General features: G+C 45.3%; 13 protein-coding genes. 6 read left to right on the top strand and 7 right to left on the bottom strand.

All coding sequences use genetic code 11. The features are described from left to right. The first annotated feature begins 247 nt into the window (after positions 1-247). The 5 genes from AC1XUF_RS29950 to AC1XUF_RS29930 all read left to right on the top strand — a co-directional run bounded on the left by AC1XUF_RS29950 (position 248) and on the right by AC1XUF_RS29930 (position 7,183). Positions 248-1,516, top strand: coding sequence for a pepsin/retropepsin-like aspartic protease family protein (locus AC1XUF_RS29950; protein WP_483345555.1), 1,269 nt, complete (start codon positions 248-250; stop codon positions 1,514-1,516). A gap of 32 nt (positions 1,517-1,548) precedes the next feature. Next, positions 1,549-2,205: a tRNA (5-methylaminomethyl-2-thiouridine)(34)-methyltransferase MnmC2 gene (mnmC2, locus tag AC1XUF_RS29945; RefSeq protein WP_483345553.1), complete on the top strand. Its 657-nt coding sequence runs from the start codon at positions 1,549-1,551 to the stop codon at positions 2,203-2,205. A 68-nt stretch (positions 2,206-2,273) separates the two neighbouring features. Beyond that, entirely contained in the window at positions 2,274-2,858 is a 585-nt protein-coding gene (lpcA, locus tag AC1XUF_RS29940; protein WP_483345552.1) for a D-sedoheptulose 7-phosphate isomerase, read from the top strand. Positions 2,859-2,868: 10 nt separating this feature from the next. Further along, complete coding sequence (locus AC1XUF_RS29935) at positions 2,869-3,309, top strand: NUDIX domain-containing protein (RefSeq protein WP_483345551.1); 441 nt, start codon at positions 2,869-2,871, stop codon at positions 3,307-3,309. Positions 3,310-3,397: 88 nt separating this feature from the next. Next, positions 3,398-7,183 carry an SNF2-related protein gene (locus AC1XUF_RS29930; RefSeq protein WP_483345550.1) on the top strand — a complete coding sequence of 1,262 codons (3,786 nt, stop codon included), beginning with the start codon at positions 3,398-3,400 and terminating at the stop codon, positions 7,181-7,183. A 4-nt stretch (positions 7,184-7,187) separates the two neighbouring features. Here the strand turns inward: AC1XUF_RS29930 and AC1XUF_RS29925 are convergent, their stop codons facing one another. Genes AC1XUF_RS29925 through AC1XUF_RS29900 form a run of 6 tightly spaced genes read right to left on the bottom strand, consistent with a single transcriptional unit; the run spans position 7,188 to position 15,109 of the window. Continuing rightward, positions 7,188-7,613: a hypothetical protein gene (locus AC1XUF_RS29925; protein WP_483345549.1), complete on the bottom strand. Its 426-nt coding sequence runs from the start codon at positions 7,611-7,613 to the stop codon at positions 7,188-7,190. Between the two features lie 12 nt (positions 7,614-7,625). Next, positions 7,626-8,009 carry a RidA family protein gene (locus tag AC1XUF_RS29920; RefSeq protein WP_483345603.1) on the bottom strand — a complete coding sequence of 128 codons (384 nt, stop codon included), beginning with the start codon at positions 8,007-8,009 and terminating at the stop codon, positions 7,626-7,628. A 36-nt stretch (positions 8,010-8,045) separates the two neighbouring features. Then, entirely contained in the window at positions 8,046-10,205 is a 2,160-nt protein-coding gene (recQ, locus tag AC1XUF_RS29915) for a DNA helicase RecQ (protein ID WP_483345548.1), read from the bottom strand. A 50-nt stretch (positions 10,206-10,255) separates the two neighbouring features. Continuing rightward, a complete protein-coding gene (locus AC1XUF_RS29910; RefSeq protein WP_483345547.1) occupies positions 10,256-12,391 on the bottom strand; it encodes a ComEA family DNA-binding protein in 2,136 nt (711 codons plus the stop codon). Positions 12,392-12,413: 22 nt separating this feature from the next. Beyond that, positions 12,414-13,277: a carboxylating nicotinate-nucleotide diphosphorylase gene (gene nadC / locus AC1XUF_RS29905; RefSeq protein ID WP_483345546.1), complete on the bottom strand. Its 864-nt coding sequence runs from the start codon at positions 13,275-13,277 to the stop codon at positions 12,414-12,416. Positions 13,278-13,306: 29 nt separating this feature from the next. Then, positions 13,307-15,109 carry a hypothetical protein gene (locus AC1XUF_RS29900; RefSeq protein WP_483345545.1) on the bottom strand — a complete coding sequence of 601 codons (1,803 nt, stop codon included), beginning with the start codon at positions 15,107-15,109 and terminating at the stop codon, positions 13,307-13,309. Positions 15,110-15,211: 102 nt separating this feature from the next. Between AC1XUF_RS29900 and upp the strand changes: the two genes are divergently transcribed. Continuing rightward, positions 15,212-15,856: a uracil phosphoribosyltransferase gene (gene upp, locus AC1XUF_RS29895; RefSeq protein WP_483345544.1), complete on the top strand. Its 645-nt coding sequence runs from the start codon at positions 15,212-15,214 to the stop codon at positions 15,854-15,856. A gap of 3 nt (positions 15,857-15,859) precedes the next feature. Here the strand turns inward: upp and AC1XUF_RS29890 are convergent, their stop codons facing one another. Next, on the bottom strand, positions 15,860-18,934 hold the full coding sequence (locus AC1XUF_RS29890) for a carboxypeptidase-like regulatory domain-containing protein (RefSeq protein ID WP_483345543.1): 3,075 nt from the start codon (positions 18,932-18,934) through the stop codon (positions 15,860-15,862). Between the last annotated feature and the right edge of the window lie 155 nt (positions 18,935-19,089).

Genomic DNA, 19,089 nt, shown 5'->3' with positions numbered 1-19,089 from the left:
TTTCATCATTTGCATGATTTTACATAAATGATAAAATTATTGCCAGAAAGTTTGTTCTTATAAAGATTTTTTTGTGTTTAATTGAGTTAAAATGCATTAATTTTACTTAATTAACCTGTTTGGTGGAATCGATACTTGGGTGTACACAGAAGATATAAAGACAGAGTTCAGCCATTATCATCAGCGTGTTTTGTAGAATGTTAGCCGAAGAGTTTTAGACACAGAATTTTAAAGAAAGGAGGCCACGATGAAAACGTCTAAGTGGTTATTTTTAGCAATCATACTTTTTACAGGCATTGCATCATTTGCTAAAACAAAAGACATTCCCCCCGTTTCAGAGGAGAGGTATGGTTACTTTTTAGATAAGAACCATAAAACAGCCCGTATACCATTTGAGCTGCATTCCAATCTTATCCTCTTATATGCCAAGATCAATGATACGGATTCTCTGCGCTTTATATTAGACACAGGGGTAAGCTCGATCATTATCACGGATCCCTACATTTTAAAGCCGGACAAGCTACGTTTAACCCGCAAAGTTGATCTGACAGGAGCAGGGGAAGGGAAATCCATTTCCGCTCATGTTGCTATTGACAACAGATTTGCAATGGGGCGGTTGAAGGCCAATCATCAGAATATCGTGGTTCTGGAGGAAGATTTTCTTCGGCTCTCCGAATATGTAGGCGTTCCGGTACACGGTATTTTTGGCTATGAAATTTTTAACAATTTTGTGGTGACCATCGACTTTTCAAAAAAAGAGCTGGTTCTGATGCGGCCCGAGAAATACCACTACAAAACCAACAAGGGTGACAAACACCCACTGATTATTGAAGATACCAAGCCTTTCACAGATGCAGTAACCCTATTCGCCGATGGAAGAGAACATCCTATACGGGTCTTGATTGACACCGGTGCCGGTCATGCATTGCTGCTGAACAATACACCTAAGGAATCTTTCCGGTTGCCCGAGAAGGTAATCAGGGCTCAGCTCGGAAGAGGCCTGAACGGCGTCATCAACGGTAATCTGGGCCGTATTGACAGACTTCGGGTAGGCCGTTACCAGATGGACAATATCGTGGCCTCCTTTCCAGACAGTATTTCGTTTGGTTCAAAGTTGAAAGCGGGGACAGAGCGCCAGGGAAATATCGGATGCGAATTGCTGCGCCGGTTTAAGGTTACGATGAATTACCAGGGCGGATATATGGTTCTCAAACCTGTGAAAAGCCGCATGCGCGAGAAGTTCGAGCATGATATGAGCGGTATGGAGATCAGGGCAGAAGGCAGGGATTTCCATTCTTACTTCGTAGACCACATTGCCGACGACTCCCCGGCCTCAAGGGCAGGCCTGCTGGAAGGCGACCAGTTGCTCTTTATTGATGACCATTCGGCCTCTGAACTAAATGTCAGCGACATTTATAAGCTGATGCAAAGAGGAGACGGAAAAAACATTGACTTACTCGTCAAACGAAAAGGGGATATTTTCTTTACCCAGATTACCCTGCGAAGAATGATTTAATTACTTTTAAGCCAAACTAAAATCTGGCTTATTTGGAACGCCTTATCGTAACTGAAGACGGCTCGCATTCTTTGTTCAGCGCACAATTCAATCAACAATATCATTCGCTTCAAGGTGCTCTGAATGAATCAGAGCACATTTACATTAATTTGGGTTTACGACCAGTACTTGAAAATTCGGATCAGCCGGTCCGGGTTTTTGAAATGGGCTTCGGCACCGGGCTGAATGCATTTCTGGCCTGGAAACTGGCTAGTCGATTGCAAAAGCAGGTTTACTACACTTCCGTGGAAGCTTATCCGATAACGTCGGAAGAAGCTTCCAAATTGAATTATGGCGAATTGCTTGGTGAAAGCGGTTTTTTGGATCTGCACAATACGCCATGGTCGTTGCAGAACAATATCTCGGACTTTTTTTCCTTTCAAAAAGAAAATATACAAGTTCAGAACTTCACATCGGAAGTGCTATTCGATGTGATTTTTTATGACGCATTTGATCCGCGTGCCCAGCCTGAGCTCTGGACGGAAGAAATTTTCAAAAAAATAGCAGCCCAAACCAAGTCTGGAGGCGTATTGGTAACATATTCGTCAAAAGGAATTGTTAAAAGGGCTTTAGCTGCGGCGGGCTTCCGGGTAGAAAGGCACAAGGGCCCGGGCAGAAAATTGCATGTGCTAAAGGCTGTCAGATTGTGATATTATAGTAGCTTGCCATTGCTTGCATTGATTTTTATCGTGCATGGTTTTCGTCAAAATGTTTTCATATGGATTATCATAGTATCATCAGCCAGGAATTAAGGGAAGCGCAAACGGTGCTTGACCATTTTTTGAACGATCCCATACAAATTGAAAAAATAGAGGTCGCTGCGGCGATGATGGCATCGGCGATCAACCATAACGGAAAGATCATTTCCTGCGGGAACGGCGGCTCACATTGCGATGCCATGCACTTTGCGGAGGAATTAACGGGGAGATACCGGGATAACCGGCGCGCGTTACCCGCCATTGCGATATCGGACGTCAGCCACCTGAGTTGCGTGAGTAACGATTTTGGTTATGAGTTCGTTTTTTCGCGATACCTGGAGGCATTGGGCCAGTCAGGTGATGTCCTGCTCGGATTGAGCACAAGCGGTAATTCCGCGAACATCATCCGTGCGGTCGAGACAGCGAAGTCCAAAGGAATGAAGGTGATTATCATGTCGGGAAAAGATGGCGGAAAGCTGGGAGGCCTCGCAGATATTGAAATCAGGGTGCCTCATTTCGGATATGCCGACCGTATCCAGGAAATCCACATCAAGGTCATTCACATTTTCATGTTGCTTATTGAAAAAATGGTTTTGCAGGATTAACTGATACAGCATGAACGTACGACCTTCTGCCATCATTCTCCGGGGAAACTCGGTTTTGACTTTGCGCTATTGCTATGGCGACTCGGAAGTGTATGCGCTGCCGGGTGGAAATCCTGACCCGGGTGAATGCTTGTCTGTGGCGCTTGCTCGGGAATTGCAGGAAGAGCTGGGTATTGCCGCGACGGTCAATGCGATGGTTTGCTCAGGAGAAGTGATATGGCCCGAAATAAAAAAGGAAACGTTGCATATGGTCTTCGAAGCAGAGATTCTATCGGGTACCCCTGTCTTGAATCCCGAACAAACGACAGCGTTGGAAGTTGTGTGGCTTCCGGTGACAGAACTGGAGGTCAAACTTTTATACCCGAATATAGGGAAACAAATTCTTGATTTTTATTGCAAAACCTTGAATTCAGGCCATATAGGCGTCATCAGACAACCCTATATCCGTTGAGGATTTCTTGAGCTACCATATATTCTGGTTGGGTTTCTATAAAAGAGAAACATACCGTACTTTTGCATTTTAAACGGCAGCAGGGTAAATGGAAAACGAAAAGAGGGAGAAATTATCCAACTTCTTACTAAGGCGGGCAGACAAGGATGTACTGTCAAGAGGGCGTTCCATTTATAGTAGTGGCGGCTTAAAGGTTTCTAAACTTGATTATAATGGCCCCGGCAATGCTGAATTCAAAGTCAAGAGCGACTATTCTATTCAGTTTTACCAGATCTACATCCGGGATTTTCTTACTCCCCAGATAACAACAGAATGTTCATGTCCCGACAAAAACGGGCTTTGTAAGCACCGGGTTGCAGCAATTCTGTATATTCTTGACAAAATGCCTACGATCAAGCAAGTTGTTCATGATATGAGCAGCACGGTCGTTGAACTCCCCGAATTAAAAGAATTTCAGCTGAGAAGCCTGGTGTCAGATGACGTCTGGAAAAACAGGGCTGCTCTGCAGGAAGTGGAAATCGTTTCTGCCAAAGAAGGAGAAGCGGAGTGTCTGGTCGTGGAAAACAATGTCAGTTACCAGGTAGCCTTCCAGAGGATCAAGAATACCAGGCAGGTTCATACTTCCTGCACGTGCGGGAAAAAATTATGGGTACCGCTGTGTGAGCATAAATTGGCGGCCTTGCTCAAACTTCGAGATGAGCTCGGCGAAAAGGCCTTTGAGGTTATGCGGGATTTAACAGTCGAAAAAAACAACCTTCTGGCAGAATATGGCTTTTCATTGGAAGATCCTTATAAAGACAAATTTGATTTCAGGTTGGATGAGGATGGTGGACTGTTACTGATCAAACTGGATGCTGCTTTGCAAAAGGTCGGACCGTATCAGGACTGGAGCTCACTGAGAAAACGGATATTACCTGAACAAAATGGATCTTTCAATATATCAATCAGCGAAAATGGTCAGGACGACGAAGACAGGATTTCCATATTTGTTTTTTGGCCGAAAGGTAAGAACCATTTACTGGATGTAGGGTTCGGTGTATTTTCTGTTAGATATAGTACTAAATCAGAAAAACTGACCAATATCCGCAACATCGCCGGCGGATCGAGCCACTACTATGCAGCGGACGAAATTCCGGTTTTGAATGAAGCCGATGCGAGGCTGGTGCGTTTGGCGAAACATTGGGAAGAAGGTCTGCAAAAATTTATCCGGAAGCAGGGCTGGGCTTACAATGCGTACTTACATTTTGACGATGTCGGTGCCGAGCAGCGTTATGAAGCGCGTAACTACGTTGGCAAGCAAATCAACCGCGTTTTCAACGACCTGGATCCCGAAAGGCTATACCTGGCCGACGGTGATTATATCACCAGTAACAACCAGCTTATTCAGCTCGAATTGCTGCGTGAGCCGGTCAAGCTATTTTTCGTTCTTACAGAAGATAAGGAATTTATCACACTTAATCCTTATGTTGAACTGAAAGCCGGGACACCACTGGAACTGCAAAAAGTTATTTCCTTTGATAGCTTTTGGCTCGGGATTTACAATGAAAAACTTCTTTTTCGCTGGGCGGGGATAAGTGAAGCGGAAATGGTTGCCTATCTGAGCCAGAATGGATACAAAATACGCGTTAAAAAAGAATTCGGAGATGGTTTTCTCAAAGACTGGATCATTCCGGTTACCGAGCAGTTCGATGTGATGTTCCAGACCCGACATCAGGTACGATTGGGTCAACTTACATTTAAAAAGCCTAAAATTTACCTGAAAGAGGATGATGCCAATTTATTGATCGTCCCTTCCTATGTGTACGAATCAGCCGACAGCGAAACGGGAGAAATAGAATTTTTGCACGATCAAAGGCGGTCGAAAACCAGCTTCGAGGACAATCAGATAACCATGCTGGAACGTGACCTACCCGCCGAGAACGCAGTTTGGGAATGGGTAAAGTCGATACATCCGAACTTCGGACAGCAAACGGGTCAATCGTTCTTTTATGTTCCGTTTGATCAGGTGATGAAAGATGGGTGGCTGTTCAACTTTGTAGAGAGCGCGAGGAAAAAGCACTTTGAATTGCTTGGCTTCAAGGACCTCAAAAAAATGCGTTTCAACCCCAATCGCGGTACTGTAAAAGTGACGGCTTCTTCAGGGATTGATTGGTTTGATATGAAAGTCGAGATCAATTTCGGGGATCAGGTAGTATCGTTGGCAGAGGCGAAAAAGGCGCTGCTTAAAAAGCAGAAATATGTGCAGCTTCAGGATGGATCGCTCGGAATGCTTCCAGACGAATGGATCAGTAAGCTGGAACCGTTATTGCAGTTCGGACGAATCAATAACGACCAGATTCATCTCTCCAAAATTCACTTCTCGCTGATCGATGAACTGGTGTCAGAAATTGACAATGAAGAGGTGTTCCGTGAATTATGGGAGAAAAAACAGAAACTTCTCAATTTTAAGCAGATACCTAATGTTCCTTTGCCAGGAAATGTAAATGCTACGCTCAGACAATATCAGGAAGAAGGGTACAAATGGATCCATTTCCTGGATGAATTCGGCTGGGGAGGTTGCCTGGCAGATGATATGGGTTTGGGGAAAACGTTGCAGATGCTTACCTTTTTGCAGCAGCAGAAAAACATAGATCCCTCCAATACGAATCTTGTTGTCGTTCCAACAACACTGATTTTCAACTGGCAGGCAGAAGCAGCGAAGTTTACGCCTGACCTTAAATTATTCGTTCACCGGGGAATGTCACGGCGGAAGGATATTGATTTTTTCCGAGAATACGACATCATTCTCACCACCTATGGTACGATGCGTAGCGATGTGGAATTGCTACGGTACTTTGATTTCAACTACATTGTTCTGGATGAAGCGCAGGCCATCAAAAACCCGGATTCACTTACTTCAAAAGCGTCCCGCCTCTTGCATGCCAAAAATCGTTTAACGATGACGGGTACGCCTGTAGAGAACAATACCTTTGACCTTTATTCCCAGTTTGAGTTTTTGAACCCGGGTATGCTGGGGCATGCGGACTTTTTCCGCACCGAATATGCCACGCCTATCGATAAGTATCAGGATAAAGAGAAAGCGGCAGAATTACGAAAGCTGGTATATCCGTTTATGCTGAAACGCACCAAGGAAGAAGTAGCAACGGACTTGCCTGATAAGACAGAAACCATTTTGTTTTGCGAAATGGGCAATAAGCAGCGAAAAGTTTACGAGACTTTCCGAGAGAGGTATCGCCAGGAAATTGCGGAAAAGCTTGCTACTGACGGGTTGAACAAAAGCAGCTTCCTGATTTTGGAAGCATTACTGAAACTAAGACAAATATGTGATTCTCCGTCTATTTTGTCAGGGGATGAGGATTTTGGAAACGAATCGGCTAAGTTGGAAGAGATAACCCGGGAGATTGAAGAAAATGCATCCAATCATAAGATTTTGATTTTCAGTCAATTCCTTGGTATGTTGGACTTGATTCGCCAGCATTTGGAAAAGATGAACATTCCTTACGAATATCTGGATGGTCAAACGGTTGACAGAGCGGGAAGGGTCAACCGTTTTCAAAATGATCAGACATGCCGGGTTTTCCTCATGAGCTTAAAGGCGGGCGGGGTAGGATTGAACCTCACAGAAGCGGACTATGTCTATCTGATTGATCCCTGGTGGAATCCGGCCGTAGAACGGCAGGCAATCGACAGGACGCATCGTATAGGGCAAACCCGAAAAGTTTTTGCTTATAAAATGATTTGTAAAGACACGATTGAGGAGAAAATATTGCTGCTACAACAGCGCAAGCAGGATCTGGCTGAAGACTTGGTGGGAGGGGAATCCGGTTTTATCAAAAAGCTCAGCCAGGAGGATATTATGGGATTATTCAGCTGAAAACTTAATAGTTCAGAACCTTATTACTCGCCGAAATATTCAGCAAATTCTGCGACGTGGAATCCGCTGAAGCAAATTGAAACAATGGTGAAGGATTGTATAGTGATTTTTCTCCTGCCAATCCTTCTTCATGGTTTTGCTCCACTGTGGCATTGCTGTTGATATTTTTATCCGGAAAATTGTACATATTTTCCACATTCATATTTCTTCCAGCTTTGTTGCTTGCTTGCTTTTCCAATACGCAGAGTACTAGTAAAAGTGATGCTATGATTAAAGTAAGATGATTTTTCATAAAAAGATGCGTATAGCTTCGTGTCAAAGTGAGACAACTACCACTCAAAGAGCAAATTTTGAGCCAGAGGGTTGTAATTCCTAAAAAATAATTTGGATGAAAAATGCCCATTGTTGCATCCTGAGGGCTATTTTTCATTATTCCGTTACATTACTGAACTATTGCTGTAAACTCTATTTCTACCAGATAATCAGGGGAAACTAGTTTGCTGATCTCGTAGATGGAGGTTGTAGGCTTAATATCAAGGAAATAGGCTCCATGCGCTCTCGCTATTTCATCGAAGTAGATGATGTCGGTCGTGAAAATCCGGGTACGAACAACATCTTGCAAGCTTGCCCCTGCTTCTTCCAAAACTTTCGCAATGCGTTCTATGATGTTATTCGTTTGGGCATAAGGATCATCAGCTTTGACTTTTTCCCCATCCACTATGGCGACAGTACCGGACACTTCTACAATATTTCCGATACGTACTGCGCGACAGTAACCCATTTTATCTTCCCAGGGAGACCCTGAACGTATATTTTGTCTTGGCATGGCTAAATAAGAAATATAATTATACAAATATAGCGTTTAAAATGACCTTTCTCCCTCCTCCTCCCAAATTGCCAGTGCTAAGCGGATCTGCCCATAATCAAATTGTTCGTTAAGTAGTTCGAAAAGAGGCTTAAGGGGATCATTTTTGGTGATCTGCATTTCCAGCGCCGCTTGAATAATTGTCTTGTAGGCCCGATCATCGATCAGTGCTTTCAGATCAATTTGATTGCCTTCTTCTTTTAATTTGATCAGATGGGAAATGATCGTAACTGCATTCAGATTTCTCTTTTCTGCAATAACTTTAACTGAATACCCCTCTTTGTAAAGATCAAGTGTTTCAACGAAGGTCATTCCTTTGACGACCCGCGTGCCTGGCTTTGTATTTTCGCGTGCAAAATCAATGATTTCTTTGATGAATGTTTCGCCGTATCTTCTGAATCGTTCATCGGCTATGCCGGGTATTGCTTTCATCTGTGCTTCGGAAATGGGTTTTTTCTGTGCCATTTCCGAAAGGGTCGCATCGCTGAAAACGACGTAAGGGGGGACTCCAGTTGCGTCGGCCATCTGTTTCCTGAGCAGCCTTAGTCGCTCAAACAGTGCATCGCGAATGATCTCCTGCTTTGCTTTTTCCTTAGGTACAAGCTCTTCTTCTTTTGCTTTTCGTTCGTTTAGGGGAATGAATTTCACCAGTTCAACTTTACGTTCCCCTTTTAAGATCTGCCTGCTAACAGGGTTAAGTTTAAAAGCGTGCGCCTCGTCGTAGGCAATATCCATCACGCCTGAGTTCAGCAATTGGCCAATGTACTCAGCCCACTCTTCACTGCGAAGCTCGTTGCCTGCTCCAAAAGTGGGAAGGCGGTCGTATCCGTATTGGAGTACATTTCGGTTCCTGCTACCACGCAAAATGTCAATCAGCATGCCCATTGCTACCTTTTGATCTGTTCGTGCAATACCAGAGAGTGCTTTTTGAGCTATAATCGTTGCATCGAACCGAACTCTTGGGTTTCTGCATACGTCGCAATTGCCACAATCTCTGTCGACTGCTTCATTAAAATAGCTCAACAAAATCCTGCGTCGGCATATGTCCGCCTCGGCATATTGTTTCATCCGATTGAGCTTAGCGTGGAGCAATTCCTTTTGTTCTGCGGATTGGTCGGAATTGTTGATCATGTCCTGCCGGGTAATGATATCCATATAGCTGTAAAACAGAACGGTATCCGAGGGCGACCCATCGCGCCCGGCACGCCCGATTTCCTGGTAAAAGCTTTCTACATTAGAGGGTAGGTTGTAATGAATCACCCAACGGACATTGGATTTGTCAATGCCCATGCCGAAGGCAATCGTGGCAACAATGATCTGGATATCGTCCTTTAAGAATTTTTCCTGAACCTTTGATCGTTTTTCTGCTGCAAGGCCGGCGTGATAAAATTCGGCTTTGAAACCAGCATTCTGCAGACTTGCGGCTACGGTTTCGGTCCCTTTGCGGCTGAGACAATAAATGATACCAGCCTGGTTTTCGTGTTTGCTGATAAAACTCTGGATTTGCTGAAGGCGTTTTCTGCCCGGCAATACGCTCAGGTTCAGATTGGGCCTGTCAAAGCTGGCAATGAAAGTTTCGGCATGTTCAATGCGAAGTTGCTTTAAGATATCCCGACGTGTAACCCTGTCGGCAGTGGCAGTGAGTGCAATGAGCGGAACCTCGGGAAAACGAAGTTTCAACGTGTTTAGCTGGCGATATTCCGGGCGGAAATCGTGGCCCCAGGAAGAAATACAATGGGCTTCATCAATTGCGAAAAGCCCGACGTTCCATTCCTTTAAAAAATCAAAAGTATTGCCGGAGAACAGCCGCTCCGGGGCGATATAAAGCAATTTGAGCTCGCCTATTTTGGCCTGCCAGAGAACTTGGTCCTGCTCTGCTGAGGAAATCGAAGAATTCAGAAATCCGGCATTTATTCCATTACTCCTGAGCGCTTCCACCTGGTCTTTCATCAAGGCGATCAGCGGGGAAATAACCACAGTAAGCCCGGGTCGCAACAGAGCCGGAATCTGAAAGCAAACGGATTTTCCGCCTCCGGTCGGCATCAGGACCAGGCAGTCCTTGTCGGCCATCACGGTATCGATAATTTCAGATTGTTGGGGGCGAAAAGAATCGTATCCGAAGTATTTCTTTAATGCATCCAGTTTTTGGTATGCCATATTTGTTTGATATTTAGGTTTTATGTTAGCCTTAACTTGTCAACAGCATCTCAGAACTGGTACATAAGCTGCATTTTGAGTTCGCTGCGTTTGTTTCCATTGATCTCATTCAATCCTGAACTGATTTTGTCCAGGTTCTTGTACCTCGTTTGGGACCACCGGAGCCAGACTTTCATTTTTTTCGAAAGATTGTAGCGTACCATCAGATAGTGCCGGGTGCCGGTATCGTAGTAAGCCGGTATGGAAAATGCGTAAAGCAAGTCTTTTTCATAAACATACTGCCGACTGTCGTAATCATCCGTATTAAACCAGGCTAACCTGGCGCTGAGTTCAAATTTTGGGAAATGCCAGGTGATATCTTGTAAAGCAGTCAGGCCTTTTGATTTGGAAATACCCTGATAGTTAAAGTTACCACATTGGAATCGGGTCCGGATCGAGAATCGTAGCGGTTTCTCGTACTCGAAATTGAACATAGCCGTCCGCCTGACCGTACCAGCCAGCGGAGAAACATTATCGTCGTTTTTTTGAGGATTATTCTGTTCTTTGTGTTTTTCGTGAAACAAAATGTAGGCGTTCAAACGCTTATTGGGTTTCCAGAGCAAATGGAGATAATAATCGTGTCCTCTTGAAGCAGCATCTACCTGATATTTCAGTCCCGGAAAACGGAAGTAGTCGAAGTAGCTGCTGATTTGCCAGCTACGGTTCGGAGCAAATCTCAATCCCCAATAGGCGCCGGTTTCATTGATAGGCCGGGATGACTCGCTAAACGAGTTGCCGTAGAAAGTGTGGAAGTCCTTATCGTAATGTCTGAAAAGCATTGAAAAATCCAGCTTCTTGCCCAAACCCACTATGGTGCCGGCAACAACCCCCATTCCTCCACCTTTAGATATCGAGCCCTCACCAAAGAAATGGAAATTTTGCCAGCGGTAATCGCCATGCAAGCCTGCGACTGAATTTTGCCTGCCCGAGAATTCGAATTGGTTGTAAGGTGCGTCCCGCTTCCGGAATATAGTGCCATAATGGGTACTTAAGGTAGTCAATCCAATTTGGCCCGTTTGATTTGGAAGGCGGTACAAAATATGCAGACCTACGTTTTCTTCTGAGAAATTGTTGTGCTTTGCAATTTCTGTCGGAGTGCGGTGATATCCGGTCACCGGTAAAGAAGTAGTAATCTTTTCGTCGGAATTTCCGGAAACGGTTTCCTGGGTCGCATCTCTTTTTAAAAATGAAACCAGCAATGTGATTTCCATATGTTCAAGCGGCGTGAGGGTCGCGGCCATGCCACGGAAAAAATTGGCCTCCATAGCCGAGGTGTATGGTTTCATTCCCAGGTTGCTTCGGTAAGTCGTCTTTATCACTTCCGAGCCTTTTCCCAAAGGAAAACCTGCTCCCAGGATCATCCCCTGCCCGGCCTGCATCATGAAATCGCCGATTATAAGATTTTTAAGTTTTCCACGGTTCATGATCTGGGCATGGAATGAAGTGAAATCGATTCCATATAGCTGCCGTTTTGCCGACCAGCACCAAAATTTTTCGCCGGCGTCTTTTTCCAATGAAATACCTAAGCTATATGCTCCAGTCCTGGCATTCCGGTATCGGAGATATCCGTTAAAAGGGCTCCCCTGGTATCTGGTGCTTGATCTCGAGTCCGGATCTAAAGCGCTGAAACCTTTTTGTTGTTCCAGTATTCTGCTTGAGCGGAACATGAGAAAATGCTGGCTGGGATTTTTGAGCGATTCATGCAATGAAGTCTCGGACCGATTGACTGTTACGAAAGGAAGCAAGCGCTGGATCGTGGTCAGGTCGAAATCAGGAACTGCCTGCAATTCGTAAAGTGACAAAAGAGGGCCTAGTTTTTCCCGATAGTTGAAAAATGATGTTAATTGAGCTTCCGAAAGAATAAAAGTATTGAAAAGCTCGTCGCGGGTTACCTTATTCAGGTCGAGCGGGCTCGTGTAAAGCTGATAGAGCGATTCATAGAGTTCGGCATTATCATTATCTTCTGTGGGGACCGGAAAAAGGTCGGCGATAAACTGGTTAATATCTATTTCTTTGCGAGGAGGATTCTGGCCTGTTGCAGATTGTGAAATCAGCGGGCAAATCAGAACGAACAGAATTAACCTAAACCCTGATTGTTGCGCACATGGTTGTCTGGAAGCGTATGTTTTCGGTATAAGTCTCTGCATACGCTTCGGTATTAGATGAGGGTTAGAAGGCTTTTAAACTTAAATCCAAACTTCTCGCCTGATGTGTCAAAGCACCACTGGATATACCATCGACGCCCGTTTCCGCGACTGCACGCAATGTTTTTTCAGTAATATTTCCAGATGCTTCAGTTTCAAACCGGCCGCCAATTCTTTTGACGGCTTCACGCATATCGGCCAGCGAAAAGTTATCGAACATGATGATGTCCACGCCACCAACCCGCAATACCTCGTCCACTTCTGCCAGATTTCTGGTTTCAATTTCAATTTTCAGGTTTTTGCCAGTGTCCTTTAAATACTTTTTGGCTCCGGTAATGGCTGCTTCAATCCCCCCCGCATAGTCAACATGATTATCTTTCAGCATGATCATGTCATAAAGCCCCATTCGATGATTGACTGCTCCGCCGATTTTTACCGCGAGCTTTTCAAATAGCCGGAAATTGGGCGTTGTTTTACGGGTATCCAGCAACTTGACGGGCAGATCGGTGACCAAAGCTGACATTTGCCGCGCATAGGTAGCTATCCCGCTCATTCTCTGCATGATATTCAGTACAAGTCGTTCCGCTTTCAGGATCAGTCTTGCATTTCCTTCCACTGTAAACACCACGTCACCTATTTTGACGTTGGAACCGTCAAGAAGTAACACATTTATTTTTAGGGGTGGATCATGATAAAACGAAGCCGTCTCATCGAAAATAATCTGGGCCACTTCGACACCGGCAAGAACACCATCCTGTTTGACAAGCAATTTGGCCCTTTTGGTAGCCTCAGCAGGTACAGAAGAGAGAGAAGAGTGGTCTCCGTCACCAATGTCTTCCAGTAAAGCAAGCCTGATCAGACTGCGCAGTTCGTGTGGGTTGGTTTCCATTTTTTTTAAATTAATCAGAACGTTTGTTGTCAGAAGGTCTGTTGGCGATAAGCCATATTGTAGCGTACTGCGAACGTAAAAACATTGGATTTTGTCGCAACATTTACGTCCTGGGAAGTGATCTTTCGGACCTGGTAACGGCCGTCCAGAAACAGGTTATGAGCAAGCGAATAGGAAACGCGCAGATCTGTAAATAAGGTGGCGGCTTTGATACCCTGACCAATTTTTTGGTTGTATTCCCCGTTGCGGTTGACGTTCCTGTCATCGTAACTTTTTGAAATGTCCCCTCCAAAATTCATGTATGGGCCGGTCGTAGGATTTTTTCCCTGATCGGCGACCATCAATGTGCCATATACCGATAGCCGGGAGGTTGCTTTGTAACGGATAATTCCCAGATATTCACGGAAATTCGCGCCTAACGGATGAGCCAATGCTTGTCCATAATGCATGTAGTTCCGGCCACCATCTTTATGGGAGTAGGTATACGGACGTACCATGTTGTATTCGGCCTGCAAATCAAGGTTGGGAACCCCCAGCACGTCGACATATTTTGCCCCTACCTGTAAGCTGTATTTGTTGCCCCAGAACCCACTTCCGTTAAAAAGGTCTTTGGAAAGAAACTCATCCAGCACAACTTGACTGTAAATGGAAGCTTTCTTTCCCAGAAGCCAGCGAAAATCAAAACCTAAGAGTGCATTATCCTGACTTCCAATATAAGATTCGACATATCTGTAAAAAATGATGGGATTGAGATAATTCAGGTCATAACCACCTCCCACCGAGTCGCGGTTAAAAACTTCTGCCTCGAAAACACCTATATTAATCTTATCGGAAAGATTGATGCTCAAATGATGGATAGCAGCAAACTTTTTCTTCTTCAAAAGTTCCGAGAATGAATCTTTACCGGCAGTGATCATGCTGGTCCAGAGGTTAGTATAATGAAAGCGGCCTAGTTGGGTATCGATCCTCAGAAAAAGATAAGGGCTGCTATTATCTGAAAGTATCAGCGAGCGATAGCCACTTCCAAAAACATTGTAATCATTTCCGAATTTGACGTTGACGCTTTTCAATGGACGAAATGTGATGTATCCACGCGCCGAGAGAAAATCGACGCTGCGATTTCGGGGACTATACTTTGTGAAACCTTCACCTGGAAAATTTGAAGAGGTTCCGTCGGGGTGACTGAAATCATTGACATATCGTGGGAATCGCCCTTGATTGTCAGCTACATAGGTGTAGAACCCGAATTTATTATTGATCATTCCCCTGATTTCCACTCCTCGTCCCGTATACCATAAGTTATTAAAACGGGCCGTGTCATTGCTGTTGTCCTTACCTGCAAAATTGGTTGTTACAAAGTTAAAGTGCAAGTCAAAGTCTTGATTATGAATGCTGTATAAATCCACGGGATGTTCGAAAAATTGCCTTTTTTTTCCAGGCGGCGGGGCCTTAAACCAGCCTAAACGGGCAAGCTTGTTGTATTGAGCAGAGTCGGTAGAAACCATTCCGTTTGTCCATTCCCAGCTATCTTCCCTGATATAATCAATGATTTCCCAATCGCGCTTGGTGAGGTTTACAGTACCTTCCTTTAAAATAGAATCGGTAAGTGCTACAACGGCCTTCCTTTCAAATGGTTTCACGTTGATATTAAGGCCTTCGGTGAGCTTGCCGCGCTTGATTTCCAGGCGGTCGATCAGATGATAATAGTCGTCATTGAGAGGGATAAACGAGCTTTGCGCATATGTATACGACAGGGATATCAGCGTAAAAAACAGGATATTGAGATGCCGGATAATTCCTCGGTACATAGGCAAAAAAAATCTACTGTTCACGCAGACAGGGTTTTTGCGGATAATTTTTCGGTTAACTCTTCCAAATTACGTCAATGAATTTGTATTATCTTGCATTGAGTAGTTTAAAAAACTGTCACATCCATGTTTTTACTTTCCCAAAAACCTTCCATTGCCGATCACTATCTGGCCGAGCTGCGTGACGTAAATATTCAAAAAGACCGGATGAGATTTCGGCGCAATATGGAGCGGATTGGGGAGTTATTGGCCTATGAGCTTTCCAAAACGCTCACCTTCCGGACCGGGAAAGTGGAAACGCCGCTGGGCCAGGCGCCGTCACGGTCATTGCTCCAGCCAGTGGTTTTGGCAACTATTTTGCGGGCCGGCCTGCCACTTCATGAAGGCTTTTTGAGTATGTTTGATATGGCCGATAATGCGTTTGTCGGCGCTTATCGCGGGCACCATATTAATGAGGAAGAGGAATTTACCGTCGAAATGGACTATATCACCAGCCCTGATCTTACAGGAAAAATCCTGATCCTGATTGATCCGATGCTGGCTACGGGAAGATCCATGGAAAAGGTTTACCACGCATTGCTCCGCTTCGGGATTCCTTCCCAAACCCACATCGCGTCCGTCATAGCCAGCCCGGAAGGGGTTGAGTTTCTGCAAAAGAGGATCCCGCATTGCAGGTTATGGTTAGGCGCAATCGACCAGAAGCTGAATGAACAATACTACATTGTGCCAGGCCTTGGCGACGCGGGCGACCTGGCTTATGGAGAGAAGTAGCGGCTAGTTCATCAGCTGATCGAATGTGATGGAAATGTAGTATGTCGAACCAACATTGGGGCTGGCATACGATTGCACATAAGATTTTCCAAAAAGGTTGGTGCCACCCAGCTTGATGATCGATTTGATCGACGGCACTTTCATGCTTATCTGGGCATCGAGGTTGCTGATCGCCGGCACCGTCGTGTTAGAGAAAATGGGCACGTCGGTGGAAGTAGGGACAACAAAGCTGGATTCCCACAGAAACGATTGCTGATAGCGGTAAACCACATTGAACCCAAATGAGTTGCTGCTGGTAATCCGTTTGCCAAAGTTGAGGTTATACCTGTATTTTGGTGTATTGAATTGTGAATACTGCACCTCCGGCGATGGCTTGAAGTTTACGATCACATTGTTGGAAACGTTTCCGCCTATATTGAACCCCTTTGGGAGAGCGTAATTTAATCCGATTCCGAAGCCCCTGGTGGTGATGGTTTCATCCGTGTTAACGGTCCTCGCGTAGGCATTATAATTGCCAACACCAATTCCCGATTCGATCGGTAAGCCAGGCGCGGCTGCTGCCATGGGCACAACAATTACGGTTCCGCCCATAAAATCCTTGTATTTGCTGACGTAGTAATAAGCGTCAATGAAAAGTTTTTTGGCAATCACTGATTTATAACCGATTTCATAGGAGGCGATTCTTTCCGGTTTTAGTTTTTTGGGCTGGTATTTTGGCAACTTTTCAAGCGCATACGCTTTGGCAAGATTGGGGACAAGGCCTGGTACCTGGGCAGCCAAAATTCCTGGTAACTGGGCGGCCAACACTCCCGGCAATGCCTGGCTTACGCCCGCAGCAATTGCGGCCTGTATCGCATCCGGAGTGTTTGGGATTTGCCCTGCAGCGACCGCCTGATTAACTCCCGCGGTTACCTGCGCGGTTACAGCTTGCGTAATAGTAGTCGTAGCCTGTTGCGTAACTGCGGCCTTCGCATAATTGGTGGCGTTCTGAACGACAGTTGGGTCACTGTTGATCACCTGCAAAATGGCTTCTTCTGACAGATTTTGTCTTAAAATCCCGTTGGAGAGGTTGTAGCGCGTATCAAATTCGGGGAGGCCGCCCACCAATGTCCCTGACGGGGTTTTCAGATCGATATATTGATTTTGGGTTGTCGGAATCCTGAACCCGGTTTGGTAAGATAGGCGGATGTTGTGTTCTCCAAAAGAAGTAACCGCCGAAATCCGCGGTGTAAACTGGCCGTCAAAATTTTGATTTTTATCATATCGGATGGACCCGGTCAGTTTCAGATGATTGGCAAGGATTGTTTTTCCTGCTTGCACGAATGCGCCAAATTCATTGATCGGAATTGTCCCGTTCCTGCCTTCCTTATTGTCGGCAAACAAAGTTCCATGGGACCTGAGGCGATATTGACGATAGTTGGCACCAGCAAGTAGTTCTACAAAATGGACCTGATTTTTAAAATTGTAAAATCCTTCCACATGGTAGAGGTTGGTTTGATCTGCGAAACCTCCGCCCCCATCCACAATCGGCATATTCCGGTATTTGTCGAGCAATTGATCAAAAGTTGCGGTACCCGGCATTGGCATGCCGTTATCGGCCGTCTGCCTGGCCAGCAAATGGGCATCTGCCTCGGTAGCCCCTCCGGCCCGCGCTGTTGCAAAAGCCCCTACGTATTGTCCAAACCAGGTACTGTTGGGTTTGAATTCATTGAGCATGGAAACTGCTGCCAGGCCGGTCAGATAGGATTTTCCGGATCTTTCCTGTGTTGTGTAAGCTCTTACGGTGAAGTTGTCGCTTCGGAGTTCAAGCTTGGCCTGGGTCAGGTTGAATGCACGGAGGGAATAGCGGCCGGTACCGGTATAAACGGTTGTACCGTAACCATAATTAACTTGTGCAACCGCCTCAATTTTTTCGTTGATGCGGTAATGTACGGCTGCATTGGCTTTGAAACTCCTCGTGTTGTAATCGACCAGGTCTTTCTCTCTATATCCAGTCCGGCTCACAAAAGTGTTTGGAACGAGTGCAACGGCATTTTGAGGGATAATCCCGCTGGATGCCAGCGATTGTGCGACGGCATTGATGTTCGTCTGGATTTCATCTCCGTAGACATTAACGCCATCGTAGTCAACATCTGCACCTGCCCCACGGTTGGGATCGGCGGTACCTCCGACATTCAGGTTGGAATAATTGGTAGCTTCCCAATCTTTGGCAGCGATATAGGACAGATTTGCTTTGAAAGCGATTTTGTTATTAAATGCTTTGGCGAATCGGATGGTGGCATCTACGAACGGAGTAGTTGCATTGGTACGTCGGGACTCGTGCATGACGCCGCTTTTAACGTTCGCGCTCAACCCCTGATATACAAACGGGCTTTTGCTGTTCATCAGGATTAATCCGTTAATGGCATTAGGCCCATATAGCGCTGATGCTGCGCCAGGCAGTACTTCGATGCTTTCGACATCCAGTTCTGACATGCCCACGATATTGTCCAACGGAAAATTGAGGCCTGGGGCCTGGTTGTCCATTCCGTCGATCATCTGCACAGTACGCGGATTTCCTGTGCTTCCGAATCCCCGCATATTGACGGATTTAAAAAGAAATCCCTGCGTGGTCATATCAATCCCCTTGAGGTTGATCAGCGCATCATAAAAATTGGCCGACGGAGAATTGCGGATATCCCTGACGTCCATTTTTTCAATGGCGACAGGTGATTTCATGACGCTTTCCTCAAATCTCGACGCTGAAACCACAATTTCTCTCCCTAATACCGCCTGCTCCGCCAGACTGATATTTAATGCGGATTCGTTGGCTTTTACCTCGATTTCCTGCGTTTGAAAGCCCACAGACGATACAACAATTGTAAAAGGGGGCGTGGTCGTCGTGGTTAGGTCAAATTGCCCTTTAGTGTCTGTAATGGTACCAATGACTTTTCCTTTGATCCGGATGCTGACGCCCGCGAGTGGTTCCTTTGTAAGGGTTTCGGTTACTTTTCCCTTCAGGTTGACCTGTCCAAAAGCATGAGCTCCGGATAGCAAGAACAACAATATTAATCTGAGGTATGTAAAGATTTTTTTCATAAGCGTAGCGGATATGTCGAGTAAGTTAGCGGGATTGCGGTTCAATAAAAGAATTTTGGTACAATTTTTTCTTGAATTAGTTAATATTTTTTTGACACCAAATCTTCACTAAGTTATTGTTCTTTAATGAAACGAAAAGGAAGTTACGCTTCTAC

This window comes from Dyadobacter sp. HNCC25DJ185, from assembly GCF_056895195.1.
Note: the sequence above shows the minus strand (reverse complement) of the source record. Positions and strands in the feature narration are given on the sequence as shown.